The 26,112-nt window shown below is 69.9% G+C and carries 22 protein-coding genes and 3 tRNA genes; 16 read left to right on the forward strand and 9 right to left on the reverse strand.

Annotation, left to right across the window (positions count from 1 at the left end):
- Nucleotides 1-196: 196 nt before the first annotated feature.
- The gene (locus GGQ91_RS00145) at nucleotides 197-487 is read left to right on the forward strand and encodes a PilZ domain-containing protein (RefSeq protein WP_053610192.1); all 291 of its coding nucleotides are present in this window, start codon (nucleotides 197-199) and stop codon (nucleotides 485-487) included.
- Between the two features lie 18 nt (nucleotides 488-505).
- Here the strand turns inward: GGQ91_RS00145 and GGQ91_RS00150 are convergent, their stop codons facing one another.
- On the reverse strand, nucleotides 506-685 hold the full coding sequence (locus GGQ91_RS00150; protein ID WP_043350277.1) for a hypothetical protein: 180 nt from the start codon (nucleotides 683-685) through the stop codon (nucleotides 506-508).
- Between the two features lie 318 nt (nucleotides 686-1,003).
- On the opposite strand from GGQ91_RS00150, the gene GGQ91_RS00155 reads away from it, so the two are divergent.
- The gene (locus tag GGQ91_RS00155) at nucleotides 1,004-1,942 is read left to right on the forward strand and encodes an alginate O-acetyltransferase AlgX-related protein (protein WP_343066730.1); all 939 of its coding nucleotides are present in this window, start codon (nucleotides 1,004-1,006) and stop codon (nucleotides 1,940-1,942) included.
- A 175-nt stretch (nucleotides 1,943-2,117) separates the two neighbouring features.
- On the opposite strand, the gene GGQ91_RS00160 is transcribed toward GGQ91_RS00155, so the two are convergent.
- The 4 genes from GGQ91_RS00160 to aroA all read right to left on the reverse strand — a co-directional run bounded on the left by GGQ91_RS00160 (nucleotide 2,118) and on the right by aroA (nucleotide 4,759).
- Nucleotides 2,118-2,399, reverse strand: coding sequence for a hypothetical protein (locus GGQ91_RS00160; RefSeq protein WP_043350305.1), 282 nt, complete (start codon nucleotides 2,397-2,399; stop codon nucleotides 2,118-2,120).
- 185 nt (nucleotides 2,400-2,584) lie between these two features.
- Nucleotides 2,585-2,660: transfer RNA gene (locus tag GGQ91_RS00165), tRNA-Lys, on the reverse strand.
- A gap of 105 nt (nucleotides 2,661-2,765) precedes the next feature.
- Nucleotides 2,766-3,404 carry a (d)CMP kinase gene (gene cmk, locus GGQ91_RS00170; protein ID WP_053608909.1) on the reverse strand — a complete coding sequence of 213 codons (639 nt, stop codon included), beginning with the start codon at nucleotides 3,402-3,404 and terminating at the stop codon, nucleotides 2,766-2,768.
- Between the two features lie 5 nt (nucleotides 3,405-3,409).
- Complete coding sequence (gene aroA / locus GGQ91_RS00175; protein WP_182591121.1) at nucleotides 3,410-4,759, reverse strand: 3-phosphoshikimate 1-carboxyvinyltransferase; 1,350 nt, start codon at nucleotides 4,757-4,759, stop codon at nucleotides 3,410-3,412.
- A 291-nt stretch (nucleotides 4,760-5,050) separates the two neighbouring features.
- On the opposite strand from aroA, the gene GGQ91_RS00180 reads away from it, so the two are divergent.
- The 3 genes from GGQ91_RS00180 (at nucleotide 5,051) to GGQ91_RS00190 (ending at nucleotide 5,796) form a co-directional block, all read left to right on the forward strand.
- Nucleotides 5,051-5,437: a TIGR02300 family protein gene (locus tag GGQ91_RS00180; RefSeq protein ID WP_075381438.1), complete on the forward strand. Its 387-nt coding sequence runs from the start codon at nucleotides 5,051-5,053 to the stop codon at nucleotides 5,435-5,437.
- Nucleotides 5,438-5,589: 152 nt separating this feature from the next.
- A tRNA-Ala gene (locus GGQ91_RS00185) sits at nucleotides 5,590-5,665 on the forward strand.
- Nucleotides 5,666-5,720: 55 nt separating this feature from the next.
- Nucleotides 5,721-5,796 (forward strand) — tRNA-Ala (locus GGQ91_RS00190).
- 119 nt (nucleotides 5,797-5,915) lie between these two features.
- Here GGQ91_RS00190 and GGQ91_RS00195 read toward each other — a convergent pair.
- Nucleotides 5,916-6,404: an Lrp/AsnC family transcriptional regulator gene (locus tag GGQ91_RS00195; protein ID WP_043354596.1), complete on the reverse strand. Its 489-nt coding sequence runs from the start codon at nucleotides 6,402-6,404 to the stop codon at nucleotides 5,916-5,918.
- A gap of 207 nt (nucleotides 6,405-6,611) precedes the next feature.
- On the opposite strand from GGQ91_RS00195, the gene mdeB reads away from it, so the two are divergent.
- The 5 genes from mdeB to GGQ91_RS00220 all read left to right on the forward strand — a co-directional run bounded on the left by mdeB (nucleotide 6,612) and on the right by GGQ91_RS00220 (nucleotide 14,011).
- A complete protein-coding gene (mdeB, locus tag GGQ91_RS00200; protein WP_182591122.1) occupies nucleotides 6,612-9,299 on the forward strand; it encodes an alpha-ketoglutarate dehydrogenase in 2,688 nt (895 codons plus the stop codon).
- Nucleotides 9,300-9,540: 241 nt separating this feature from the next.
- On the forward strand, nucleotides 9,541-10,917 hold the full coding sequence (locus GGQ91_RS00205) for a 2-oxo acid dehydrogenase subunit E2 (protein ID WP_182591123.1): 1,377 nt from the start codon (nucleotides 9,541-9,543) through the stop codon (nucleotides 10,915-10,917).
- Between the two features lie 11 nt (nucleotides 10,918-10,928).
- Nucleotides 10,929-12,638, forward strand: a complete 1,710-nt coding sequence (gene lpdA / locus GGQ91_RS00210) for a dihydrolipoyl dehydrogenase (protein ID WP_182591124.1) — start codon at nucleotides 10,929-10,931, stop codon at nucleotides 12,636-12,638.
- A gap of 338 nt (nucleotides 12,639-12,976) precedes the next feature.
- On the forward strand, nucleotides 12,977-13,564 hold the full coding sequence (locus GGQ91_RS00215) for a hypothetical protein (protein ID WP_043381805.1): 588 nt from the start codon (nucleotides 12,977-12,979) through the stop codon (nucleotides 13,562-13,564).
- Nucleotides 13,565-13,600: 36 nt separating this feature from the next.
- Entirely contained in the window at nucleotides 13,601-14,011 is a 411-nt protein-coding gene (locus tag GGQ91_RS00220) for a DUF2147 domain-containing protein (protein ID WP_043353773.1), read from the forward strand.
- A gap of 432 nt (nucleotides 14,012-14,443) precedes the next feature.
- On the opposite strand, the gene alaS is transcribed toward GGQ91_RS00220, so the two are convergent.
- Nucleotides 14,444-17,125 carry an alanine--tRNA ligase gene (gene alaS / locus GGQ91_RS00225; protein ID WP_182591126.1) on the reverse strand — a complete coding sequence of 894 codons (2,682 nt, stop codon included), beginning with the start codon at nucleotides 17,123-17,125 and terminating at the stop codon, nucleotides 14,444-14,446.
- Nucleotides 17,126-17,354: 229 nt separating this feature from the next.
- On the opposite strand from alaS, the gene GGQ91_RS00230 reads away from it, so the two are divergent.
- The 5 genes from GGQ91_RS00230 (at nucleotide 17,355) to GGQ91_RS00250 (ending at nucleotide 22,089) form a co-directional block, all read left to right on the forward strand.
- Nucleotides 17,355-18,521, forward strand: coding sequence for a transglycosylase SLT domain-containing protein (locus GGQ91_RS00230; RefSeq protein ID WP_182591127.1), 1,167 nt, complete (start codon nucleotides 17,355-17,357; stop codon nucleotides 18,519-18,521).
- Between the two features lie 176 nt (nucleotides 18,522-18,697).
- Complete coding sequence (locus GGQ91_RS00235) at nucleotides 18,698-19,237, forward strand: response regulator (RefSeq protein WP_043353767.1); 540 nt, start codon at nucleotides 18,698-18,700, stop codon at nucleotides 19,235-19,237.
- A gap of 225 nt (nucleotides 19,238-19,462) precedes the next feature.
- Nucleotides 19,463-20,392 carry a transglutaminase family protein gene (locus GGQ91_RS00240; protein ID WP_053608907.1) on the forward strand — a complete coding sequence of 310 codons (930 nt, stop codon included), beginning with the start codon at nucleotides 19,463-19,465 and terminating at the stop codon, nucleotides 20,390-20,392.
- Between the two features lie 77 nt (nucleotides 20,393-20,469).
- Complete coding sequence (locus GGQ91_RS00245; RefSeq protein ID WP_043760498.1) at nucleotides 20,470-21,288, forward strand: transglutaminase-like domain-containing protein; 819 nt, start codon at nucleotides 20,470-20,472, stop codon at nucleotides 21,286-21,288.
- Nucleotides 21,289-21,441: 153 nt separating this feature from the next.
- Nucleotides 21,442-22,089 (forward strand): L,D-transpeptidase, encoded by a 648-nt coding sequence (locus GGQ91_RS00250; protein WP_043760497.1) that lies wholly within the window; start codon nucleotides 21,442-21,444, stop codon nucleotides 22,087-22,089.
- Between the two features lie 83 nt (nucleotides 22,090-22,172).
- On the opposite strand, the gene GGQ91_RS00255 is transcribed toward GGQ91_RS00250, so the two are convergent.
- Both GGQ91_RS00255 and GGQ91_RS00260 read right to left on the reverse strand, forming a co-directional pair.
- Nucleotides 22,173-22,508 carry a hypothetical protein gene (locus GGQ91_RS00255; protein WP_051044905.1) on the reverse strand — a complete coding sequence of 112 codons (336 nt, stop codon included), beginning with the start codon at nucleotides 22,506-22,508 and terminating at the stop codon, nucleotides 22,173-22,175.
- A gap of 131 nt (nucleotides 22,509-22,639) precedes the next feature.
- Nucleotides 22,640-23,128, reverse strand: coding sequence for a phasin (locus GGQ91_RS00260; protein ID WP_043353754.1), 489 nt, complete (start codon nucleotides 23,126-23,128; stop codon nucleotides 22,640-22,642).
- A gap of 269 nt (nucleotides 23,129-23,397) precedes the next feature.
- Here GGQ91_RS00260 and GGQ91_RS00265 point away from each other — a divergent pair, with 269 nt between their 5' ends.
- On the forward strand, nucleotides 23,398-25,896 hold the full coding sequence (locus GGQ91_RS00265; RefSeq protein ID WP_246410524.1) for a PAS domain-containing sensor histidine kinase: 2,499 nt from the start codon (nucleotides 23,398-23,400) through the stop codon (nucleotides 25,894-25,896).
- The last annotated feature ends 216 nt before the right edge of the window (nucleotides 25,897-26,112 follow it).

A 26,112-nucleotide genomic window follows, 5' to 3' on the forward strand; every position in this document is an offset into this window, starting at 1 on the left:
GCAGGTTCATCAAGGTCGGCAAGGGACCGCCATCGCCCGGAAAGGGCCCGCGGTGATAATGCGAACTCCCGCCGATAGACGCGCCACGTCTTGTCCTTCTGCCGGACGATCGGGGACCATCAATCATCTATTAGTAAATACCGCGCATTTTTACTGATATCGCGCCCATCAACGGATCCAGGCAGGAACCTCGGCCGTGTCCCGCACCGCACGCCCTTACAGCGCCCTGGCGGAGCGACGGGCGACCGAGCGGAAGCCCACCGCCCTGCTGGCCTTTGCTCAGCAACGGGACGGCGCGCGTTATCCGTGTCAGGTCAGAAACATCTCCGATCGCGGCGCGATGTTGGAGTTCCTCGGCCAGCAGGCGGCGCTGCTCGAGAACGCGTTCGATCTGGTGTTGACGAGTTCAGAAACGCGGCACGCGGTTCGCCTGATCTGGCGGACGGAGCAGACGGTCGGCGTGGCGTTCAGTCCGGATTCCGATTGAGGCACGCGCCGTCCCGGCTCAGGTCGCCAAGGTCGCCATGAGCATCAGTCCGAATGCCGGGAGCGTCAGCGCCAGGATGGCCAGGGCGTCGAGCGGTGCCGGCCGGCTCGCGGCGAGCCAGCGATGCTCGGCGAACTTCTCGGCTGCGAAACCGAACAGAACCAAGCCGCAACCGATGAACGTGACAAGCGCGGACATGACCCGGCCCCTTTGCGGAACGCCGCACGGAAGCGTGCGCCTGCCCGGCAGTACCCGCCGCGGAGGCGTAAAGTTTCACCGCAGGTCCGCCGATCGCGAAAATCACCACCCGGGCGCCTACGGGTCCCTGCACTCCGGACACGACCGCAGGGCGGCGCCGCGCCGGCATCTCCACCGTAGACCCGTGCCGAGCGCGTGCCCTCAGGGTCAGGGGGTTGCAATCCCGCGCAGATCCGTCGAGGCGGAAGCAAGCGGCATCGTTGAGGATTGTCGCAGGCAGCGGGGGGACTTCGACCTGTGAAGGCGAGCGGCAGCGGCGTGGCTGTGGGACATGAGGGCTGGTTGTACTGGGTCGGGCGCGCCGGCGAGGTGGAGGCCTTCTACGGCGACACCGCGACCTCGCGACGGATCCTCAGACGCTGGACCCGGCTGATCGGGCAACGGGCACGCCGCCTGGACGCCCACGGAATCCGCCACGTGCATACCGTCGTCCCCGACAAGCTGGCGATCTATCCCGACCTGCTCGGCCGCCCCTTTCCGGGGCTCGACGACCCACCGGGCGTCCGCCTCGCCCGATCGGTCGCCGCCGACAGCGGAGCTCCGATGGCGGATCTTCAGACGCCTCTCGTGGCCGCGCGGGACGGCGAGCCGGTCTACCTGCGGACGGACACGCACTGGACCTATCGCGGCTATCTCATCGCCTATCGCGCCCTTTGCGAAGCCCTGAACGCACCGGTGGCGGACCATGTCTTTGCCGGCACCAGCACCCGCGAGACCTTCACCTTCGATCTCGGCGAGAAGCTCGTCCCTCCGGTCGACGAAGCGTATGTGGCTTACGATTTCCCGCGCCGTGCCGAACGGATCGACGCGAACGCGCTGGTCGAGGTTCGCGAGTCCGGACGCGCCGTGCGACCGCGCGGTCTGTTCGTCGGGTCGCGGGTCGTGCTGCAGAACAAAACGGCCCCTGATCAGCGGCGCGTGATCCTGTTCGGCGATTCCTACATCTACAGCCCGGGGGCGCGTCTCACCGCCATGCTGGCCGAGACCTTCCACGAGGTGCACGCGATCTGGTCGGCGAATATCGACTGGCGCTATGTCGAGGCGGTTCGGCCGGATGTCGTGATCTTCGAGATCGCGGAGCGTTTCCTGCGTCAGGTCCCCAACGACAGGATCCACATCGATCGCTTCGCAGAGGCCCGAGCGCGCCGTGCCGTCCGCCCGACCCTCCGCGAACAGATCCGGCGCTGGCTGCGGTGAGACGATCACGCGGACGCCGTCGTCGGTTTCGGCCGCCCCTGACGATGGCGCCAAGCCCCGAAACCTTACATCATCGACTCGGCGAAAAAGGCCGGTCCATCGATGCGGCGGTGAAAAACGGCGAAAGCCCCGTCGCGGGGGCGACGGGGCTCTGCGTCAAAATCCGTGGCTCGGCTCAGTAGCCGGAGCCGTAGTAACCCGGACCCCGGCTCAGGGCGCCCGCCGCAACGGCTCCGGCGGCCGCACCGGCGATGCCGAGACCGACCGCAGCCCCGGTCGAGATCCCGCGATGACGACGGTAGCCGTAATCCCGGCGCGGGCCGTATCCGCGATGATATCCGTGGCCGTATCCGTAGCCGTGATGCCGCCCGTAGCCATAGCCCTGCGCGTCCGCGCTGGTGGCGCCGAGAGCTCCGATGGAGAGGCTCAGGGCGGAGATGAGTGCGAGCTTTCGCATCGATGAATCCTTCACGGTTACGTTGGGGCCCCAACCCAATACGCCGCAAAGAGGTTCCACCGCAGGTTCTGCGAGCGCCGGCGCAATCGGCAACGCACCGCCAATCTGAAAGGGAGTGCCCATCAACGACCGCGGGCGCTTCGCCGTTGCCGGTCAGCCGCGTCCGATGGGGATCACCGAGGGTGTGGTGAGCGCGCTGGGACTCGAACCCAGGACCTACAGATTAAAAGTCCGTTGCTCTACCAGCTGAGCTACGCGCTCGCGTCCCGGGCCGATCGCGGTGGCCCGTCGGGGACGGCGCGTCCGCAATAGGTGAGCGGGCCCGGGGGGTCAACATAAGGGACGTGGACAATCCTCAATCCGCCCTCAATCCGCGTCGCCGCGGCTCTGCTCCACGATGCCCCGGGCCTCGGCGAAGGCCGCGTCGGCATCGAGCTCCGTGGTGTCGAGCCGGATCGCGTCGTCGGCCATGCGCAGGGGTGCGGCGCTGCGGGATGCATCCCGGGCGTCGCGGGCCTCGATGTCGGCGAGGATCGTCGCGAAGGTCGCCGACTCGCCGCGGCCGACCAGTTCCCGATGGCGGCGGCGGGCGCGCTCCTCCGAGGACGCCGTGATGAACAGCTTCACCGAGGCCCCGGGGCAGACCACCGTGCCGATGTCGCGCCCGTCGAGCACCGCCCCCTGCGGATCGGCGGCAAAGCGGCGCTGCCAGGTGAGCAGGCCGGCCCGGACTTCCGGCACGGACGAGACGCGCGAGGCCGCCTCGCCCATGGCCCGGTCGCGCAGCCGCGGGTCGTCGAGCTTGCCGGCATCGAGGGCCTGGGCCGCCTGCGCCGCGGCCGCGGCATCCTCCAGCGACAGGCCTGCATCGAGCAGGGCCATAGCCACGGCCCTGTAGAGGAGCCCGGTGTCGAGATGCGGCAGGCCGTAATGATCGGCCAGACGCTTGGCGAGCGTGCCCTTGCCGGATGCGGCCGGTCCGTCGATCGCGATGACGAGCGGCATGCCGGTCACGCCTCGATCCGGCCGCCGAGGGCCTGCATGGTCGGAAGGAAGCTCGGGAAGCTCGTGGCGATCATCGCGCCGTCATCCACCGTGACCGGGTTCCGTGCGGCGAGCCCCATGACGAGGAACGCCATGGCGATGCGGTGGTCGAGATGCGTCGCGACCGTTCCGCCGCCCGGCGCGGCGGCGCCGTCGCCCTCCACCACGAGGTCGTCGTCCTCCACCGCGTGGCGGACGCCGTTGGCGGCCAGCCCCGCCGCCACGGCGGCGAGGCGGTCCGATTCCTTGACCCGCAGCTCGTGCAGGCCGTTCATCCGGGTCCGGCCCTCGGCGAAGCTCGCCGCCACCGCCAGCACCGGGTACTCGTCGATCATCGCGGGCGCCCGCTCGGCCGGGACGTCGACGCCAGTCAGGCGGCTCGCGCGCACGCGCAGGTCGGCCACGGTCTCGCCGCCCTCCTCCCGCTCCGCCACGCGCTCGATCTGCGCGCCCATCTCCAGGAGCGTCGTGATCAGCCCGATGCGCAGCGGGTTCATCATCACGCCTTCGATGACCACGTCGGAGCCGGGGACGATCAGCGCCGCCACCAGGGGGAAGGCCGCCGAAGACGGGTCGGCCGGCACCACGACATCGGTGCCGCGCAGGGTCGGCTGGCCGGTCAGCGCGACCTTGCGGCCGTGGCCGCCGGGACCATGCGGCTCGACGACGACCGTGGCGCCGAACAGGCGCAGCATCCGCTCGGTGTGGTCGCGGGTCGCGGCCGCCTCGATCACGGTGGTGACGCCGGGGGCGTTAAGCCCGGCGAGCAGCACCGCCGACTTGATCTGCGCCGAGGCCGCCGGGGTCTCGTAGGTGATCGGGATCGCCTCCTTGGGGCCCCGCAGGGTCAGGGGCACGCGGCCGCCCTCGGCTTCGGCCAGGACCTGGGTGCCCATCCGGGTGAGCGGGTCGAGGATGCGGCGCATGGGCCGCGAACGCAGGGAGGCGTCGCCGTCGAAGGTCGCGGTCACCGGCTGCCCACCGACCACGCCCATCATGAGGCGGGAGCCGGTGCCGGCATTGCCGAAATCGAGGACGTCGGCGGGATCGCCGAGGCCCCCGATGCCGACGCCCCGGACCCGCCAGCGTCCGGCCCCGAGGCGCTCGACGCCCGCGCCGAGCGCCTTCGCGGCGGCGGCGGTCCGCAGGACGTCGTCGCCCTCCAGCAGCCCTTCGACCCGCGTCTCGCCCTGGCTGAGCAAGCCGAGGATCATCGCCCGATGCGAGATCGACTTGTCGCCGGGCGGCCGAAGGCGTCCGCGCAGCGGGGTGCCCGGCGCGGCGGTGAGGGGCTGTGGAGTCGAATCGTGCGACACGGGACGTCCGTTCGGGCTCTGACGAGTGGGCCTGGATCCGGCGCGTCGCGCGGCTCGGCCGCGGCGCTGCAATCGGACGGTGAAATCGCCGGGCGGTTAACACGGGTACCGGCCGGCGTCATCAATCCGATGTCTTCGTCGATCCTCCGGCCGATCCTCCTGCCGATCCTCCCGCCGATCCTCCATAGGACGCGGCCCGGAACGCCCTCCACGGGCTCGATTGACAGGGGCCGCTACCGCGACTAACGGGGCCCCTCCCCCGAGACAGAACTGACGACGAGGTGTCCGCCCGTGGCCCGACCGGAACTTGGCTTGAAGCGCCAGTGCATGAGCTGCGGCGCGAAGTTCTACGACCTCGCCCGAGATCCCGCCGTCTGCCCGAAATGCGGCGCGGTCTATCAGGCGGTGGCCACCTCGAGCCGTGCAGCGCCTCCGGCGCTGTCGCGGAGCGCGGCCAGCAACGACGATGAGGACGAGACGGACGAGAAGGGTCCGGAGCTGGTTTCCCTCGACGAGGTCGAAGCCGCCGAGGACGATGCGGATCCGACGCCCGAGGACGATTCGGTCGAGGACGGGGATACCGCCGACGACGACACCTTCCTGGAGGAAGAGGACGCCGGCGACGACGATGTCTCCGACCTGATCGACGGCGATATCGAGAACGACGAAGAGGGCTGAGGCGGTCGTCGCCTCCCCGATCAAAAACCCCCGGCGGCAGCGAAAAAGGGGGTTGAGTCCGCGGTGCGAGCCGCCTATAGAACCGGCCTCGCCGGACGCGATTTAGACCGGCGAGACCCCGCGGGACCCAACCCGCGGCGGATGCTAAAAGTGGGGCCTTAGCTCAGCTGGGAGAGCGCTTCCATGGCATGGAAGAGGTCATCGGTTCGATCCCGTTAGGCTCCACCATCCCACTCTCGTGTGACGCGGTCCACTACGGGACGCGAAACGCAGTAAAAATTATGGGGCCTTAGCTCAGCTGGGAGAGCGCTTCCATGGCATGGAAGAGGTCATCGGTTCGATCCCGTTAGGCTCCACCATTCATCTCGTGCGCGATGCGGCCCACCATGGCCTCCGCACCCGAGAACGAGACTTTCCAGATTTCGCCGTCGCGAGCGGACCCCGCTGCCACTGATGCGCCGTGGGCCGCCGCGTCCGGTCAGCGGGTCAGGTGCCCGAGCGGCAGCGCGGTCGCGTACTTCACCTGCCCCAGGGCGAAGCTCGATCGGATGTTGGCCACCCCGGGGATCCGCGTGAGGTGGTCCAGGACGAGCTTCTGGTACTGGCCGAGATCCTCGACCACGACCCGCAGCATGTAGTCGGCCTCGCCGCTCATCAGATAGCACTCCATCACCTCGGGGCGGTTGCGCACCGCCTCGTCGAAGGCCTGGAGCGCGGCCTGGGTCTGTTTCTCGAGCGATACGTGGACGAACACGTTGACCGCGAGCCCGAGGCTCAGCGGGTCGACCACCGCCACGCAGCCGCGGATCACCCCCGCCTCCTTCAGGTCGTTGACGCGGCGCCAGCACGGCGACGTCGACAGGCCCACCCGCTCGGCGAGATCCGCGATGCTGATCTCGCTGTCCTGCTGCAGACATTCGAGAATGCGCAGGCTCGCGGCGTCGAGGGGGGCCGGTCGTGCGGGCATCGGTTCGGTCTCCAATCTGGCCGCCGCGAAGCGCAGCTTCCGACGACAACGAGCGAGGCGCTCCGGCCTCGCGACAGAGGCATATTTTGCCGCCTATCGCCCAAATCGCGGAATATCAATCCGGACACGGCGCGATGGAAGCAAATCTTCGGCATGTCCCGCCGTCCCGATCCCCGTATGATCGGGGGAATAAGGGAGGCCGCGTCGATGAACGCCATACCGCCGAAAGCCACGATCGCGCGGTCCGCCGAGGTCGATCACGACCCGGCCGAGACCCAGGACTGGCTCGCCGCGCTGGAATCCGTCTTCCGCACCGAGGGCGCGGCCCGGGCGCGGTTCATCCTCGACCGCCTGGAGCGGCGCTCGAAGGAGATCGGCATCCTCGACGAGGCCCTGCCCTACTCGCCCTACCGGAACACGGTTCCGCTGGAGAAGCAGCCGCGCTACCCCGGCGATCTCGACATCGAGGAGCGCCTGACCTCGATCATGCGCTGGAACGCGCTCGCCATGGTAGTGCGCGCCAACATGGCCTACGGCGAGCTCGGCGGCCACGTGGCCAGCTACGCCTCGGCGGCGGAGCTGTTCGAGGTCGGCTTCAACCACTTCTTCAAGGGCGGGACGGACGGCGACCTCGTCTATTTCCAGCCGCACTCGGCCCCCGGCGTCTACGCCCGGGCCTTCCTCGAGGGGCGGCTCTCTGAGGAGCAGCTGAAGCACTACCGCCAGGAGATCGCCGGCGACGGTCTGTGCTCCTATCCGCATCCCTGGCTGATGCCGGATTTCTGGCAGGTTCCCACCGGCTCGATGGGCATCGGGCCGATCCACGCGGTCTATCAGGCGCGGTTCATGCGCTACCTCGCCGACCGGGGCCTGGCCGACACGTCCGGCCGCCACGTCTGGGGCGTGTTTGGCGACGGTGAGATGGACGAGCCGGAGTCGATCGGCGGCCTCGCACTGGCGGCGCGCGAGAACCTCGACAACCTGACCTTCGTCATCAACTGCAACCTGCAGCGGCTCGACGGACCGGTGCGCGGCAACGGCCAGATCATCCAGGAGCTGGAGAGCCTGTTCCGGGGCGCGGGCTGGAACGTCATCAAGGTGCTGTGGGGTTCGGAGTGGGACGGGATCTTCGCCCGCGACACCAACCACGCCCTGCTGCGGCGCTTCGCCGACACGGTGGACGGCAAGTACCAGACGCTGGGCGCCAAGGACGGCGCCTACAACCTCGCCCACTTCTTCGGCGAGGATCCGGAGGTCCGCGAGCTCGTCGCCCACATGTCGGACGCCGATGTCGACCGGCTGAAGCGCGGCGGCCACGACTTCCGCAAGCTCTACGCGGCCTTCGCCGCCGCCAAGGCCACCAAGGGCCGGCCGACGGTGATCCTGGCCAAGACCAAGAAGGGCTACGGCATGGGCGGCGCGGGCGAGTCGCGCATGACCGCCCACCAGGCCAAGAAGCTCGACGTGGACGCGCTGCGCGCCTTCCGCGACCGGTTCGCCCTGCCGCTGTCGGATGCCCAGGTGGAGGGTCTGGCCTTCTACAAGCCGGCCGAGGACGGCGCCGAGATGCGCTACCTGCGCGAGCGCCGCGAGACGCTCGGCGGCGTCCTGCCGGCCCGCCGCCGCACGGCGCCGACCGTCTCGGTGCCGGCCCTCTCGACCTACGCGGGCTTCGCGCTCGAAGCGGGCGGCAAGGAGATGTCGACCACCACGGCGGTGGTGCGCCTATTCGGAAACCTCCTGAAGCACAAGGATCTCGGGCCGCGCATCGTCCCGATCGTCGCCGACGAGGCCCGGACCTTCGGCATGGCCAACCTGTTCCGGCAGGTCGGGATCTACGCGCCGCAGGGCCAGCTCTACGAGCCGGAGGATGCCGGCTCGATGCTCTACTACCGCGAGGCCCGGGACGGTCAGCTCCTGGAGGAAGGCATCACCGAGGCCGGGGCGATCTCGTCCTGGACGGCGGCGGCCACGGCCTACAGCGTCCACGGCCTGTCGATGCTGCCGTTCTACATCTACTACTCGATGTTCGGCTTCCAGCGGGTCGGCGACCTGATCTGGGCGGCGGCCGACCAACGGGCCCGCGGCTTCCTGATCGGCGCCACGGCGGGCCGGACCACGCTGGGCGGCGAGGGCCTTCAGCACCAGGACGGGTCGAGCCACATGCAGGCGGCCGCGATCCCGAACTGTCGGGCCTACGATCCGGCCTTCGCGTACGAGATGGCGGTGATCGTCGACCGGGGCGCCCGGGCGATGATGGAGGAGGGCGAGGACGCCTTCTACTACCTCACCGCGATGAACGAGAACTACGCCCAGCCCTCCATGCCGCAGGGGGCGGAGGCCGGGATCCTGAAGGGCATGTACCGGCTGTCGGGGCCGGAGGCCGGGCAAGGGACGGGCGCTGCCGCCGTGCGGCTTCTCGGCTCCGGGGCGATCCTGCCGGAGGTGATCGCGGCGGCGGAGCTGCTCGCGCAGGATTTCGGCGTCGCCGCCGAGGTGTTCAGCGTGACGAGCTTCAGCGAGCTGGCCCGCGACGCCCGCGAGGCCGAGCGGCAGGCGATGCTCAACCCGGAAGCCGAGGCGCCGGTCAGCCACGTGGCGGCGCTGCTGCCGGGCACGGCGCCCATCGTCGCGGCGAGCGACTACGTCCGGGCCTACCCGCAGCTGATCGCCTCCTATGTCGGCGCGCGCTTCGTCGCCCTCGGCACAGACGGGTTCGGGAGGAGCGACACCCGCAATGCGCTCCGCCGGTTCTTCGAGGTCGACCGGCAGCACGTGGTCATCGCGGCCCTGCACGCCCTGGCGGAAGCCGGGACGGTGCCCCGCGCCACGGTGGCGGACGCGATCCGCCGCTACGGCATCGCGGCGGACGCGCCCGCGCCCTGGACGATCTGAGGCCAACCGGCGAACCCACCCGCGACCTCTTCCTTAAGTGCGCGCGCAGCGCGCCTCGAAGGAGCTCTCCAGCCGGCCGTGCGATCCCTGGAGCCCTCCTTCGAGGCCTCCGCTGCGCTCCGGCGCCTCAGGATGAGGGCGTGGCTGGGAGATCCGGCGCGTCGACGACATTGCGCCTCTCTTCCCCTGCCCGCACGCGGACAGGCCGTCACAGCCTTCCAGCAACCGGAATTCCACCCGCATGAGCGCCGCGCTGCAGATCGCCCTTCCGGATATCGGCGACTACCGGGACGTGCCGGTCATCGAGCTTCTGGTGAAGCCCGGCGACCGCCTCGCGGTGGACGACCTGATCCTCAGCATCGAGTCCGACAAGGCCACCATGGAGGTTCCCTCCCCGGTCGCCGGCATCGTCCGCGAGTTGCTGGTCTCCGTGGGGTCGAAGGTGTCGGAAGGAACCCCGATCCTGACGGTGGAGCCCGCGGAGGGCAGCGGGGCCGCACCGGTGCCGGACGCCCCCCCCGCTGCCGCGGCCGCGTCGTCCCCCGAGCGGAGCGCGGGTCCCCTTTCCCGTTCGGGAGAGGGACAGAGTGAGGCATCAGGGTTGTCCGGAGACGGCGCCCCCCTCACCCCAACTCTCTCCCGGACGGGAGAGGGAGCCGGTCGCGCCTCGCCGGAGCCGATACAGGCCGAACCGATCCAGGCGACCCGCGGCGCGGTGCATGCCAGCCCGTCCGTCCGCCAGCTTGCCCGCGAGCTCGGCGTGGGGCTGGACCGCGTCGCCGCCACCGGGCCGAAGGGGCGGATTCTGCGCGAGGACGTGCACGCCTTCGTCAAGGCGGCGCTCGGCGCGCCGATCCCGGCGCCCACCGCCGCGTCCGGCATCGGCGCCGGCCTGCCGCCCTGGCCGGACGTAGACTTCGCCAAATACGGCCCGGTCCGGCGCGAGCCTCTGTCGCGCATCCAGAGCCTCTCGGGGGCCAATCTCAGCCGCAACTGGCTCACGATCCCGCACGTGACCAACTTCGACCGGGCCGACGTCACCGAGATCGAGTCGTTCCGGGTCGGCCTGAACACGGAGACCCGCACGCCGCCCGCGAAGGTCACCATGGTGGCCTTCCTAATCAAGGCGGCGGCCTCGGCGCTGCGCGCCTACCCGCGCTTCAATTCCTCCCTGGCGGGCGGCGAGCTGGTCCTGAAGGACTACGTCCATGTCGGCTTCGCGGTGGACACGCCGAAGGGCCTGATGGTGCCGGTGGTGCGCGACTGCGACCGCAAGGGCCTGATCGAGATTGCCACCGAGATGGCCGCGATGGCCGAGAAGGCCCGGGCAGGAACCCTCCCGGGCTCGGACATGCAGGGCGGCTGCTTCTCGGTCTCGTCGCTCGGCGGAATCGGCGGCGACGGCTTCACGCCGATCATCAATGCCCCCGAGGTCGCGATCCTGGGCGCGGCGCGCTCGCGCACCGAGGCGGTGTGGGACGGCAAAGCCTTCCAGCCGCGCCTGATCCTCCCCTTGAGCCTCTCCTGGGACCACCGCGTCGTGGACGGCGTCGCCGCCGCCCGCTTCCTCGGCCATGTGGCGTCGGTCCTCTCGGACCTCCGCCGCGCCCTCCTGTGACCGCCACCGCCATGCCCGAGACCCTCGATATCCGCGTCCCCGATCTCGGGGATTACGCCGACGTGCCCGTCATCGAGATCCCGGTGGCGCCCGGCCAGCCGGTCGCCAAGGACCAGACCCTGCTGGTGGTCGAATCCGACAAGGCGACGCTGGACATCCCCTCCCCGGCGGCGGGCCGCCTCGTGGAGATGCTGGTCGGCCTCGGAGACAGGGTCTCGGCTGGCACTCTCGTCGCCCGCCTCACGGTGGAGGCGCCCGAGGTGCGCACCGAGCCGGCACCTGTGCCGGCCCCCGCCGCGCCGCCACCGAAGCGGCAGGCGGAGGCGGGCTGCGACCTCCTGGTGATCGGCGGCGGACCGGGCGGCTACTCGGCCGCCTTCCGGGCCGCCGATCTCGGGCAGCGGGTGATCCTGGTGGAGCGTGACGCGACCCTCGGCGGCGTCTGCCTCAACGTGGGCTGCATTCCCTCGAAGGCGCTGCTCCACGTGGCTGCGGTGACCGAGGAGGCCGTCCGGCTGGCCGCGCACGGGATCAGCTTCGGCGCACCGACGGTCGACCTGGAAAAGCTCCGGAGCTTCAAGGCCGGCACCGTCCGGCGCCTCACCGACGGGCTCGCCCAGATGGCGCGCCAGCGCAAGGTCGAGGTGATCCGCGGGACCGCACGCTTCACGGGCCCGAGCGCGGTCTCGGTGGCGCTGCATGGTGGCGACACGCGCGACGTCACCTTCGCCAGCGCCATCGTGGCCGCGGGCTCGTCGCCGGTGGCCCTGGCGATGCTGCCGGACGATCCCCGCATCGTGGATTCCACGGGGGCGCTGGAGCTGCCCTTTGTGCCGCGCCGGTTGCTGGTGATCGGCGGTGGCATCATCGGCCTGGAGATGGCGACCGTCTACAGCGCACTGGGCGCCCGGGTCGACGTGGTCGAACGCCTGCCGAACCTGCTGGAGGGCGTCGACCGAGATCTCGTGGCGGTCTGGACGAAGCGGAACGCGCACCGCTTCGACCGGATCCGCACGGGTACGGAGGTGATGGCGGCAGAGGCGACACCGGAGGGCATCGCCGTATCTATCGCTGGCGAGGCCGAGCCGCAGACCTACGACCTCGTGCTCCAGGCCGCGGGGCGTCGTCCGAACGGCGCGAACCTGGGCCTCGACGCCGCCGGCGTGGTGCTGGATGGCGGCTTCGTGCCCGTGGACGCGCAGATGCGGACCAACGTGCCGCATATTCTCGCCATCGGTGATCTCGTCGGGCAGCCAATGCTCGCCCACAAGGCCGTCCACCAGGGGCACGTGGCCGCCGAGGTGGCCGCCGGCCACAAGGCCGGCTTCGATGCCGCCGTGATCCCCTCGGTGGCCTACACCGATCCCGAGATCGCCTGGGTGGGCCTGACGGAAACGGCGGCCAAGGCCTCGGGGCGGGCCGTGGAGGTCGCCCGCTTCCCCTGGGCGGCCTCGGGCCGGGCCATCGCCAACGGCGCCGATTACGGTCTGACGAAGCTGCTGTTCGATGCGCAGACCAAGCGCGTTGTCGGCGGCGCCATCGTCGGCCCGAGCGCGGGCGACATGATCGGCGAGGTCGCGCTGGGAATCGAGATGGGCGCCGATGCCACCGACATCGCCCGGACCATCCATCCCCATCCGACCCTCGGCGAGACGATCGGCCTCGCGGCCGAAGCCGGCCTCGGGCTCTGCACCGACCTGCCGCCGGTCGGGCGCCGGTAGGGTCATCTTCGCCAGGGGACGGGTCCGCCAGGCGGCGGGCAGCTCGACGGATGGACGCGTCTTGTATAGATCTTGGCCCGCGTCGCCGACTCGGCCAGGAAATAGCCCGGTCAGCACGTTCTGCCGGGCCTCGACGCCGCGGCGATCGGCGAAGACCTGGTATTTCGACTGGGAGGACATGGCTCGAGATGCTGTGGCACACCGGAAAGTCTTTCCGCCATGCCCTCTGTATTTCGCCATACTTGGCACGGGATCGATCGACGCGCGACGGCCATCGAACCCGGCAGCCCGCATTCCGCCGGTGGGCGCTGCGCGTGGCTCTGGCGGCGCTTGTCCCGATGACCGGGTCGCCAAGTTCTGCGCGCGATGGGGCGTCCGTGTCCGGTCCTGCCGCCGCGCCGGCGCCGGCTGAAAGCCCGCAGGCGCTCATCGCCTCGCTGCGGAGCCGCATTCTCGCGGCTCACAGCGCGACCTTCGCCCTCGAGAGCTGGTGTGCCGACCACAAGCTTGCGGGGGATCCTCACCTCGTCGCCGAGCGGATACCGGTGGCAGACAAGCCTCTGACGGCGGTGCAGCGGGCGCGGCTGGCGATCGGGCCGGACGAGCCCGTGCGCTATCGCCGGGTCCGCCTCGCCTGCGGCGACCGCGTCCTGTCGGAAGCGGACAATTGGTATGTGCCCGCACGCCTCACGCCGGAGATGAACGCGACGCTGGACAGCACGCGGACGCCCTTCGGCCGGGTCGTGCGGCCCCTCGCCCCGGTTCGCGACACCGTCGCGGTTCGCGCGCCGGACCAGCGCACGGATCCGGGCCCCGACGATCCGCTCTTCGAGATCGATGCCGTGCTCTCGACTGCCGCCGGCGAGCCGTTCTGCGAGGTGGTCGAGACTTATCTGGGCAGTGCGCTGCCCCGAGCATCGCGCTAAGTACCCATCCGCATTCTGGACAGGAGAGGACCAGGGATGGGTTCGAGGCTTCGTCGCTCGATTCTGACACTGCTCGCGATGGGCACGGCGTGCGGTCCGGTTCTGGCGGCCGACCCGGCTGGCTTCTGGCTCACGGAGACCGGCAGCTCCCGCGTTCGGATCACGCCCTGCGGGAGCGGCTTCTGCGGGACGATTGTCAGCGCACCGGGGAAGGGACTCGACGCGAAGAACCCGGATCCGGCCTTGCGCGGTCGCAGCGTCGTGGGCGTTCAGATCCTCGACGCGCGTCAACCCCAAGGCGGCGGCTACTCGGGTTCCCTCTACAATCCGAACGACGGCAAGACCTATTCCGGTTCGCTGAAGCTCACGGGCCCGGATACGCTCGAAGTCTCAGGTTGCGTGATGAGCGTATTCTGCAAGCAGCAGACCTGGACGCGCGTCAAATAACCGAGGCCCCCGCAGGCCGGCGCCGGCGCTGCAACGATGCAGGATCGGGTCTGCGCCGCTGAGGTCGCGTGGGTCAGAAACCGAAACGGGGGCTTCGTGACCCAGCCCCTCCTCGCCCGCCTCGTTGGCCTGCCCGCCCTCGCGCCGGACCCAGTCCAGGCACAGTCGCGCCCGCGCCTCGGGCGTTGTGAGTAAGCAGAGCGACGCTACCGGTAACGCCGCGACCGGGACCTACTGCCCGACCAATCGTCTGGGCGACAGGATGGCGACCGATCTGGCCGCAGCGGGCAACGCCAATCCCCCGTCGCGGGCGACACCGCAGGGCGGCGGCGTCGGCGGAAACACGTAAGCCGCCGAGGGCGGGACCCCGACCATCCCGCCGCTCGCCTCCACGGCCGCACCGGAGACGGCGCGGTTCCTTGCGGGCGCGTCTCAGGCCGCTTCGGTGAGAGCCTGCGCGATGGCGTCAAGGGCGGCCTCGGCTCCGGCTCCGTTCGGCCCGCCGGCCTGCGCCATGTCGCGCCGGCCGCCGCCTCCCTTGCCGCCGAGCGCGCCCGCTCCAGCCCGCACGAGCCCGACGGCATCGTAGCGACCGGTCAGGTCGTCGGTGACGCCAACGACCAGACCCGCCTTGCCGTCCGGCGCGACGCCGACCACCGCCACGATGCCGGAGCCCAGACGCTTCTTCTCCTCATCGACGATCGGCTTGAGGTCGCGCATGTCGAGCCCTTCCACCACCGAACGGCGGAAGGCCACGCCGCCGATCTCAGTTTGCTGAGCGCCCGAGCCCGGACCACCCTCGCCGCCCATGGCGAGCTTCCGGCGGGTCTCGGCCAGTTCGCGCTCAAGGCGCCGCCGATCCTCCACCAGTGACGTCAGACGATCGGGCGCCTCGGAGACCGGAGCCTTGAGAATGCCGGCCAGCGCCGCCAGGGTCCGGGCCTCCTCGGCCCGATGATGACGCGCCGCGTCGGCCGTAAGAGCCTCGATCCGGCGCACGCCGGCCCCCACCGCGCTCTCGCCCACGATGGTGATCGCTCCGATGTCGCCGGTGCGCCCGGCGTGGGTGCCGCCGCACAGTTCGACCGAGAAGGTCTTCGGCCGGCCCTGCGCGGCCTCCTCGTCGCCGATGGGCATCCCCATCGAGACCACCCGCACCTCGTCGCCGTACTTCTCGCCGAACAGCGCCCTGGCGCCCGACGCGATGGCGTCGTCCACGGCCATCAGCTTGGTCACGACAGGCGCGTTCTGCAGCAGCACGGCGTTGGCGATGTCCTCCACCCGAACGAGTTCATCCGCCTCGATGGGCTTCGGGTGGCTGATGTCGAAACGCAGACGATCGGGGCTCACGAGCGAGCCCTTCTGCGCGACGTGATCGCCCAGCACCTGCCGCAGAGCCTCATGCAGCAGATGGGTCGCCGAGTGGTTGGCCCGGATCGCCTTGCGGCGGACATGGTCGACCTTGAGCTCCACCGGCTGGTCGAGGCCCAAGCTTCCCTCCTCCACGGTCACGTGGTGGACGAAGAGGTCGCCGAGCTTCTTCTGGGTGTCGGTCACCCGCACCCGCACGCCCGGCGCCAGGATCAGGCCGGTATCGCCGACCTGGCCGCCCGATTCCCCGTAGAACGGCGTCTGGTTGACGAGGACGAGGCCGGTCTGGCCGGCGTCGAGGCTCTGTACCTCGGCGCCGTCGCGCAGCAGCGCCGTGACGATGCCCTCGGCCGTCTCGGTCTCATAGCCCAGGAACTCGGTGGCACCGACGCGCTCGCGCAGGCCGAACCACACCGTCTCGGTGGCCGCCTCGCCCGAGCCCTTCCAGGCCTCGCGGGCCGCCTGCTTCTGACGCTGCATCGCCGCCGAGAAGGCGTCGGTATCGACGCCGATGCCACGGGCCTTCAGGGCGTCCTGCGTCAGGTCGAGGGGGAAGCCGTAGGTATCGTAAAGGGTGAACGCGGTCTCGCCGGAGAGCTTGTCGCCCTGCTTGAGATCGCGGCTCTCGGCGTCGAGGATCGACAGGCCCCGCTCGAGGGTGCGGCGGAAGCGGGTCTCCTCCAGCTTCAGGGTCTCGGCGATCAGGCTCTCGGCCCGCATCAACTCCGGATAGGCTTGGCCCATCTCGCGCACCAGCGTCGGGACGAGGCGGAACATGGTGGGCTCGCGGGCGCCCAGGATCTCGGCGTGGCGCATGGCGCGGCGCATGATCCGGCGCAGCACGTAGCCGCGCCCTTCGTTACCGGGCAGCACGCCGTCGGCCACCAGGAAGGAGGCCGCCCGCAGGTGGTCGGCGATCACCCGGTAGGATGCGAGCGTCGCCGGCTCCGGCGCCCGCGACACGGCGTGGGCCACGGCGTCGATGAGGGCGCGGAACAGGTCGGTGTCGTAGTTCGAGTGGACGCCCTGGAGGATCGCCGCCATGCGCTCCAGGCCCATGCCGGTGTCGATCGACGGCCGCGGCAGCGGGTTGCGGACGCCCGGCTCCAGCTGCTCGTACTGCATGAACACGAGGTTCCAGAACTCCAGGAACCGGTCGCCGTCCTCGTCCGGAGAGCCGGGCGGCCCGCCCTGCAGCGCCGGCCCCTGGTCGATGAAGATCTCCGAGCAGGGACCGCAGGGGCCGGTATCGCCCATCTGCCAGAAATTGTCGGAGGTCCCGATCCGGATGATCTTCTCGTCCGGGAAGCCGGCGATCTTCTTCCACAGGCCGGCGGCCTCGTCGTCGTCGGCGTAGACGGTGACGAGGAGCCTGTCGGACTTGAGGCCGAATTCCTTCGTGATCAGGGTCCAGGCCAGCTCGATCGCCCGGTCCTTGAAGTAGTCGCCAAACGAGAAGTTGCCGAGCATCTCGAAGAAGGTGTGGTGACGGGCCGTGTACCCGACATTGTCGAGGTCGTTGTGCTTGCCGCCGGCCCGCACGCATTTCTGCGCCGTCGTCGCCCGGTCGTAGGCGCGCTTCTCCATCCCCGTGAAGACGTTCTTGAACTGCACCATGCCGGCGTTCGTGAACATGAGCGTCGGATCGTTCTTCGGCACGAGGCTCGAGGAGGGCACGACCTCGTGTCCCGCCTTGGCGAAGTAGTCGAGGAAGGTCGACCGGATCTCGTTGACGCCGCTCATCGGGGCTGACTCTGGCAGGACGGACGGGAAAGGGCGGCCGCGCGTCATCCGCCCGGCGCCCGCATGGCGCCCTCTTAAGGAGGGATGCCGCGCGAGTCACGGGCGGCCTGCCCCGAAATCTCCCCGGGACGCCGCAACTCGGCCACAAGCACGGCCGTGTTGTCGCCACATCTGTCAAGCGATGGTGAGTCCGTAGCGCCACAACGGCGTGTGGAGAGTCGGGATAACGATGCAGGGCCGCACGGTCGGATCGCCGAGGACCATCACCGGCAAGCAGAGCCATTTCGGCTCGAACCGCGCCGACGTGATCGCCGCACAGCCCATGCTGGGCCGTGCCCATGGCAGCCGCCCCGCGCTGTTCCGCTCGCTGCTCACCGTGTCGATGATCGCCGGCGGCCTCAGCGCCGCGCTGATCGGATCGGGCGTGGATCTCGCCAAGGTTGGCCTGTCGCCGGCCGTGTCCACGGCGGAAGCCGCTACCGAACTCCCGATGCCGCGCCCGCGCATCCACACAGTCGCCCTCACTACCGAGCTCGACCAGACGCCGCTCCGCGCCGCCTCCAGTTTCGCCCCCGTGCACGATCTCGACACCGATCTCGGCTCCAACACGGTCGACCGCGTGTCGTACGACTTCCTTCTCTCCGAGAGCGCCGCGGGCGACCCCAACGACATTCTCGAATTCGGCCCGATGAAGATCCGGCGCCACTTGGTGCAGACGATCGTGCGGGCGGCCCAGGCCGTTCAGACCGATCCGGTGCTGCTGATGGCAGTTGCCGACAAGGAGTCGAGCTTCGTCACGGCCGTTCAGGCCAAGACTTCCTCGGCGACGGGCCTCTTCCAGTTCATTGAGCGGACCTGGCTCGGTGTGGTCCGCGACTTCGGGCCCAAATACGGGCTGGAGAAGGAGGCCGCGTCGATCACGTCCGACGCCAACGACCGGCCGGTGATCGCCGATCAGGCGGAACGCGCCCGTGTGCTGGAGCTGCGCCGCGACCCGTACCTGTCGGCCCTGATGGCCGGCGAGATGCTGAAGCGCGACGCCGCCCGCATCGCCCTGCGCATCGGCCGCGAGCTGACCCTCGGCGAGGTCTACCTCGCCCACTTCCTCGGGCCGGACGATGCCGGGGAATTCCTCGCCAACGTCGTGAACAAGCCGGCCGCCGCCGCGGCGGCCCTGCTCCCGGGCCCGGCCCGGGCCAACCGCTCGATCTTCTTCGCCGCCGGGCGCTTCGTCGGGCGCGGACGTCACCGCAAGCCGATGAGCCTGTCGGTGGCACAGGTCCATGAGAAGTTCGAGGCGATGATGAGCACCCGCGGCACGCGCTATCAGAACGTCCGCGAAGTGTCCGGGATCATGGCTTACGCCGACGCCGACCTGGGCCTCGCCACGCCGTAACGGGCGGCGGGTGCGATGCGGGATTCCCAACGTCGCGCGCAACCAGGGGCGGATTGCCGACTTTCCTCCTCAAGCGCCGCCTCCTTGAGCGGCACGACGTTCGACTTCGGGGGAAGTCCTTGAAAAAGCACGGAACGAGCGCGCCCCTGCCGCTCAATGATACGCTGTCGCCAGGTATTCCTCTCGACCAGATCGGTCAGACACTGGCGTCGTTCTACGATGATCTGGTGTCCGAGGGCATGCCGGAGCACCTCGCCGCCCTGGTGCGCCGCGTCCGGCAGACCGAGGACGACAGGGTCGCCGCAGCCGGGCCGGTCGCCGTGGCGGCCGAGACCGATCCGCGGCGCGTCGCCCTCGTCGTCGAGGACGATCCCGCGATTCGGGCCTTGGCCGAGACCCTGCTCGAAGAGACGGAACTCGACGTGGTCGGCTGCGACAGCGCCGAGGCTGCGCTGTCGGTCCTTCAGGCACGCGGCGGCGACGTCGCCCTGGTCTTCGCCGATGTCCGGCTGGCCGGCCATATGGACGGCCTCCAGCTCGCCCGCGCGGTGGCGACCTTGTGGCCGCGGGCCCGGCTGGTGATCACCTCCGGGCATGGCCTGCCGCGGCCGGAGATGCCGCCCGAAGCCGTGTTCATCGCCAAGCCCTGGCGCCCCCTGGACGTGCTGGTCGAAGCCGAGCGCGCCACTTCCGATCCGGCTCCTCCGGTCGTTTGAGAGCCGGCGGCCTCCCCCGAGCCCGTTCATCGTCGCTCTCGAACCATCCGGCAGAGCCCGGACGCGTCATCCGCGCCTGACGGCAGGGCCGGGAATCCGGACGGGTCGTGAGCCCGGATCTGTGCGGGCCGTCGGACCCGTATCGTCGCTGCACGATGCGGACCGGGAAGGCCCGGCCCTTGCATGACCGCCGGTCGTGTCGGCACGAGCCGGGAGACTGTGACGTTGCCGATCCTGTCTGTCCGCCACCGCACGACTTACCGGTATCGACGGCCGGTCGCCTTCGGTGAGCACCGCATCATGTTCCGGCCGCGCGACAGCTACGATCAGCGGTTGATCGCGGCGACCCTCGACATCACGCCCGAACCGGCCTCCCAGCGCTGGCTGTTCGACGTGTTCGGAAATTGTGTGGCCGTCACGACCTTCGACATCCGCGCCGAAGTCCTGACCTTCGATTGCGGCATCACCCTCGACCACACGCCGGAACACGCGCCGGTGTTCCCGCTCGCACCGCACGCGACGCACTATCCGTTCGGCTACGGTGCCGAGGACATGCCGGATCTCGCCCGCTCGATCGAGCGGCAATGGCCCGACCCGCGCCACGAGGTCGATGCCTGGGCGCGAAGCTTCCTGCCGCCTCAGGGACGCATCCCCACGCAGGAATTGCTGGCCGCCATGACGCGCAGCGTACGCGCGAACTTCACCTATCTGGCCCGTGCCGAGAAGGGCGTGCAGGATCCGCTGACGACGCTGCGCACGAAGCTCGGATCGTGCCGGGACTTCGCCGTGCTGATGATGGAGGGCGTGCGCGCGCTGGGCATGGCCGCCCGGTTCGTCTCCGGATATCTCTACAATCCCCGGAACGACCGCGCCCGCCACGTGGGCGGCGGCTCCACCCATGCGTGGCTGCAGGTCTACCTGCCCGGCGCGGGCTGGGTCGAGTTCGACCCGACCAACGGCATCGTCGGCAACCGCGACCTGATCCGCGTGGCGGTGGCCCGCGACCCCGCTCAGGCCGTTCCGCTGCACGGCTCCTTCTTCGGCCTCAGCAGCGACGATCTCGGCATGCGCGTCGATGTCAACGTGGTGGAATTGCCCGCCGACGGGACGACGGCCCACAGCCTGCAAGGGCTGCCGCCGCCCCTCGCGCGTTGAGCACGGGTGAGCATCCGGATCCGGGACAGGCATGCGCGGCGAGTGCGCGCGGAAGGCGACAGAGCAAGGTGGCCGCGATGAAGATCAGGACGGGTTTCGAGATTGCGTTCACGCTGTCGCAGCCAACACCGATGATTTTGATGCTCAGCGTCCATCCTTCACGGATGCCGGACGTGACGACCCCGCATGAAATCGGCTTCGATCCGCCGCTCCAGGCTCGCGAATACCGCGACGCCTTCGACAACATCTGCCACCGGATCGTCGCGCCGCCCGGACAGCTGACGATCTCGACGGACCTCATCGTTGACGATACGGGGCTGCCCGATCCGGTCGTGCCGGAGGCCCGCCAGATCCCGGTCCAAGATCTGCCCGACGATGTCCTGATCTTCCTGCTAGGCTCACGCTACTGCGACACCGACAGGCTCTCGCAGACGGCGTGGTCGCTGTTCGGCACCACGCCGGAGGGCTGGGCGCGCGTCCAGGCCATCGTCGACTACACGCACGAGCGGATCCGCTTCGACTACCAACGCGCCGATGCCACGAGGAGTGCGCATGACGCCTTCATGCAGCGCGAGGGCGTGTGCCGGGACTTCGCGCATCTGGCGATCGCCCTGTGCCGGTGCATGAACATCCCGGCGCGCTATGCCACCGGCTATCTGGGCGACATCGGCGTGCCGAAGGATCCGGCGCCGATGGACTTCTCCGCGTGGTTCGAGGTCTACCTCCACGGGCCCGACGGACCGCGCTGGTACACGTTCGACGCCCGCCACAACCGGCCCCGGATCGGTCGCATCGTCATGGCCCGCGGCCGCGACGCCACCGATTGCGCGATCTCGACCAATTTCGGCTACGCCCACCTCGCACGGTTCGACATCCACACCGACGAGGTGACCTGAGCAAGCCGCGGGCCCTGGCCCGAGCCGCGGCGCACCGTACGGTCGAGCGGCCCTGCGTATTCCGCCCAACAGCAAATTCATGGCGGATGTGTGGAACTGCCTGCCTATGCTCACGCTTGTAAAGGCAAAGGTTATCGCACAGGCAGGCCACTCATGAAGACCTCGGTCACCGCACTCGGCGCGCTCCTCGGCGTGGCTGTTCTTGCCGCAACGCCAGCCCTCGCCGCTTCGTCGTACGATCCCTTCGGTACGGACGGCTCCGACGAGTACTACTCGGATCAGGGACAGTACGGTTACCAGGGCACTTACGCCCCGGGCTATGGTCAGGGCGTGCAGGCGGCGCCGCAGGCGCAGGTCCAGCCGATCCCCCGTGAGGTCGTGGCGTTCAACGCGAACTACGCGCCCGGCACCATCGTGGTCTCCACCGCCGAGCGCCGCCTGTACTTCGTTCTGGGCGATGGTCAGGCGATCCGGTACGGCGTCGGCGTCGGTCGCCCGGGCTTCAGCTGGAGCGGCACCAACAAGATCACCGCCAAGCGCGAGTGGCCGTCGTGGACGCCCCCGAAGGCCATGATCGCCCGCCGTCCCGACCTGCCGCGCTACATGGCCGGCGGCATCGAGAACCCGCTCGGCGCCCGTGCCATGTATATCGGCAGCACCGAGTATCGCATCCACGGCTCCAACGAGCCGGACACGATCGGTCAGGCGGTGTCGTCGGGCTGCATCCGGATGACCAATGACGACGTCACCGACCTCTACGAGCGTGTGAAGGTCGGCGCCAAGGTCGTCGTTCTGAACTGAATTCGATCCGGCGGGACCACCCTCGCGGACCCCGCCCCCACGAGACCGGCCGCGCCACCCATCCGGGTGCGCGGCCCTTTCCGTTACGGGACGACGCGCCCGACAGCGGTCTGCGGCGGGCTGAACGAGGCGATCGGCATGTCGCAGAAGCAGCGCACGCCGAGGGGCCGCGGGCCGGGCAGAGGACACGAGAACGGCTTCGGTCCGGTGATGCCCTGCTGGACCGCATCGCAGTTGTAACCGACGGGGGCGCGCTGCGCCCGGCGGGGGACAGGCCGGTATTCGCCGTCGTAACCCGGATCGTCGTAATATTGGGCCCGCGCCGCGCCGGCCGGCAACGCGGCCGCGAGCGCCAGCGCGGCGATCGCGAGCCGGAACGGACCACGCAGGCCGGATCGGCCCGAAACAGTAAGGCGCATCCCTGATTCCTTCGCTCGGCGCGGACTCAACGCGTCCGCCCGCCGGCTCTCGGCGGCAATACCGGCGAAAACGAGACGACCCGCCCCCGGAGCCCGGGAACGGGTCGCAGCCCCGTTGATCGGTGCAGGCCTCAGTGCGTCGCGCGCTCGGCGGCGTCCTGGGCGTCCTGGGCCGTCTGCTTGGCGGCGTCCTGGCCCTGCTCCATGGCCTTGCGGGCCTCGTCGGCCCCCTGCTGCATCGCCGACTTGGCACGCTCGGCGCCCTGCTGCATCGCGCTCTGCGCGAGACCGCTGAACTCCTTGGCCTGCGCCTGGATGGCGGCGAACTGGCTGCGCACGAACTCAGCCTGGTGCTGCATGGCCTCCTGAACGTCCTTGGCGCGAACCAGCTTCTGGGCAAGATCGAAGGCCGCGTTCACGTTCTGCTCGGCATACTCGAAGCCGCGCGAGGAGACGTCCAGCGCGTTGGATCGGGCCATTTCGGCCGAACCCTGCACGGTATCGGCCGTACGGCGGGCCGCGCCGATGAAGCTGTCGAAGGCCTTGCGGGCCTGCTCGACGCTCTTCTCGGCAAAGTCACGCATCTCGGCCGGGACTTCGTAATTCGGGGGGTTGCTCATTCTACGTCTCCTCTCTTGATTGCTCTGTGGATGGCGCTTTGTGCGGTGCACAATATCTGATTCGCCGCCTTATGCCACCCACGCCCATGGCGTTAAGGTTGCCATGACGTAAACGTGTGACGGTTGCGCCCAGAGTCCAGCGTCGCGGCGCAAGGGAGTTTACAATAGGGCTACGGTCACGGGCGTTTCTCGGGCAAAGCGAGCCCATGGAACGTGACGGATCGCGTTAGGGTTCGAGGTCGCGGGCTTTGGAGACGACAGTGACACCGATGGCCGGTGCAGCCCAGCCCGGGCTGGCGACTGCCTTCGCGGCCTGGGCGCGCGTGCCGGCCCTGGCCGCCACGCTCGGCGCTCGGGACACCGTGCATTTCGTGGTCGACCCGTCGGCGGGGCAGATCCTGTACGCGTCCGATGCGGCGGCGCCCTTGGCCGACACCCTGACCGGCTCCGCGCTCGTCGGTTTGATCCGTCAGATTGTTGCCGCGACCGCAGGGGACGCCGCGCCCCGCCTCGCGCGCCTCCGTTTGGATGTCCGCCGCATCGCCCCACCGGCACTGTGCTGGCTGGCGCGCGGTACTCAGGCGGACGGTCGTCCCGCCATCCTCGTGGTACCGACCACGCCCATGACGACCGCCCGCGCCCGGCCGGTCCGCCCCGTCGCGCCCCCGGCGAGCGCAAGCGCGCCGCCGGCGCATCCGCAGGCGACGCCATCCGCGATGGGGCGGGACAACCGCTTCCTGTGGCGCATCGATGCCTCGGGTGTCCTGACCACCCTCACCGGGCCGGAGGCCCTCGCGGGCCTCGTGGGGCAGCGGTGGCAGGACATGGCGGCGACAGGCCTCCTGTCCGAAGCCGACTCCGTGCTGGCGGCCCTGCGCGACCGGCGAACCTTCCGCGGCGAACCGGCGGTGCTCGATGCCGGCACCGGGCCGTTCCGGGTCGATCTCTCCGGCGCCCCTCTGGGGCGGGGTGATGCGGCGTTCTCCGGCTTCGGCGGGTTCGGCCTGATCCGGAGCGCGCCGAACGCGATCAAGGTCGTCGCCGAGCCCGCGGCGCCGACGCCGGAATCTTCGGTTTCGGCGCCCGCGTCGCCTATCCCCGAGCCCGTCGAAGTCGAAAGGCCGGTCGCGCCTGCGCCGGATCTCATCGCAACACCGCTCTCGACTGATGAGCATGCCGCCTTCCGGGAAATCGCCCGGGCGCTGGGCGCACGCTATGCCGGCGACGAGGTCGATCCTGAATCAGGGGCGCCGAAGGCCGAGAGCGGCGCGGTGATGCCGTTCCCCGCGCCGCAGACCAATCCGGCGGATCTGCCCTTGGCCTCCGAGGAGGCCAGCACGGAAACCGACGGGGCCAGTGTCGAGCCGCCCGTGGACGTGGCCGCTCCTCCGCAGGCCGACCTTCTCACGGGTCTGCCGCTGCCGACGCTGATCCACCACAACGGCACCATCGTCGCCGCCAATCGCGGCTTTCTGGATCTGACAGGCCATCCCGACCTGCCGAGCCTCGCCCGCACCGGGCTCTCCGGACTTCTCCCGGGTCTCCCGCCTTCGGACGCGCTTGGCGACGCGCTTGGCGACGCGGCACGCCGGACCACGGTGAAGACGGTCGAGGGCCATACGCGTCCGGTGGAACTTCTGAGCGGCGCCTTCAGCTGGGCAGGCGCCGCTGCGACGTGCCTGATCGCGCGCCCGGTCGATGAGGCCGATGTCGCGGATGCGCTCACCGCCGAGCGCCTCGCCCGCGCCGCCCAGACGGAACGGACGGCCCGTGCCGAGGCGGCCCTGGACGCACTGGAGATCGGGGTCGTCACCGTCGACGGGGCCGGCCGCATCGTCGCGTTGAACCACGCCGCGGCCGATCTGTTCGGATGCGATCCGCGCGAGGTCGTCGGCGGCAGTTTCGTCAGCCTGTTCGACCGTCAGAGCGTCCTGACGATCGCCGATGCCCTGCGCGGCGCGGCCCCGGAGCGGCGCTCCATTGTCCTGGCCGGCAAGCCGATGTCGCTCGCCGTCGCGGGGCCTCTTGGACGACGGGTGGTCACGCTCGACCATGCCGGTCGCGCGGCGCCCGGAGAGGCGGGCGCAGCCAGTCGCCCGGAAACCGTGCCGGGCGGCGGAGAGGCCTTGAGCCGGCTCGACGGCGCCGTGCGCGGCCCCGTCACCGGGATGATCGATCTGGCAAACGCGATGCTGAAGGAGCCCTTCGGGCCCCTCGGCGACACGCGCTACAGGGACTGCCTGGCGGAGATCAAAGCGTCGGGCGAGACGATCCTGGAACGGGTCGGCAAGCTTCTGGATCTTGCCGCAGTCGAGGCCGGTTCGCTGCGCCTCGAACCCCGCGCTCTCGACCTCAACGACGTCGTGGCGGGTTGCGTCGCCCGCCTTCAGGGCGAGGCAGCGCGGGGCCGGGTCGTCATGCGGACGAGCTTCTCCACCGATCTCGGCGACTTGGAAGCCGACGAGCGCTCGGTCAGCCGCGCGGCCAGCCTCGTGATCGAGAACGCGATCCGACGCTCCGCCGCCGGAAGCCAGATCATCGTTTCCACCGGGTCGGCGGAACGGGCGGCCGTTGCCCTGCGGGTGCGCGGTACCGGCGCCGGGCCTGCTCCGCGGGTGGAAGACCCGAAGGAATCCGTCGAGGACGGGCTGGCACTGCCGCGCGCCCTTGTGGAGGCCAACGGCGGCCGCCTCCAGCTCTCCGCACGCCCGGAAGACGGCACGCTCGTGGAAATCATCATGCCGACGCGACGGGTGGCGAACGGATAGGTCCCTGGCCGATCGCGCGCCGACGCGTCCCCGAAAGCGCGCCCCTGTACCGGCCATCGTCCGGGGGCGGAAACAGAGGACGGCGGGTGATCGTTCGCCGGGCTCCCCGCGCTTGACAGCGCAGCATCGAAGCCTCAATCAGCTCTTACATTGTGCCCAATTTATTTACGGGACTTGATCTGAGCGCGCGCGAAACCGCGATCATATCGTCATCGT

It is taken from the genome of Methylobacterium fujisawaense (genome assembly GCF_014138435.1).
GTDB lineage: Bacteria > Pseudomonadota > Alphaproteobacteria > Rhizobiales > Beijerinckiaceae > Methylobacterium > Methylobacterium fujisawaense.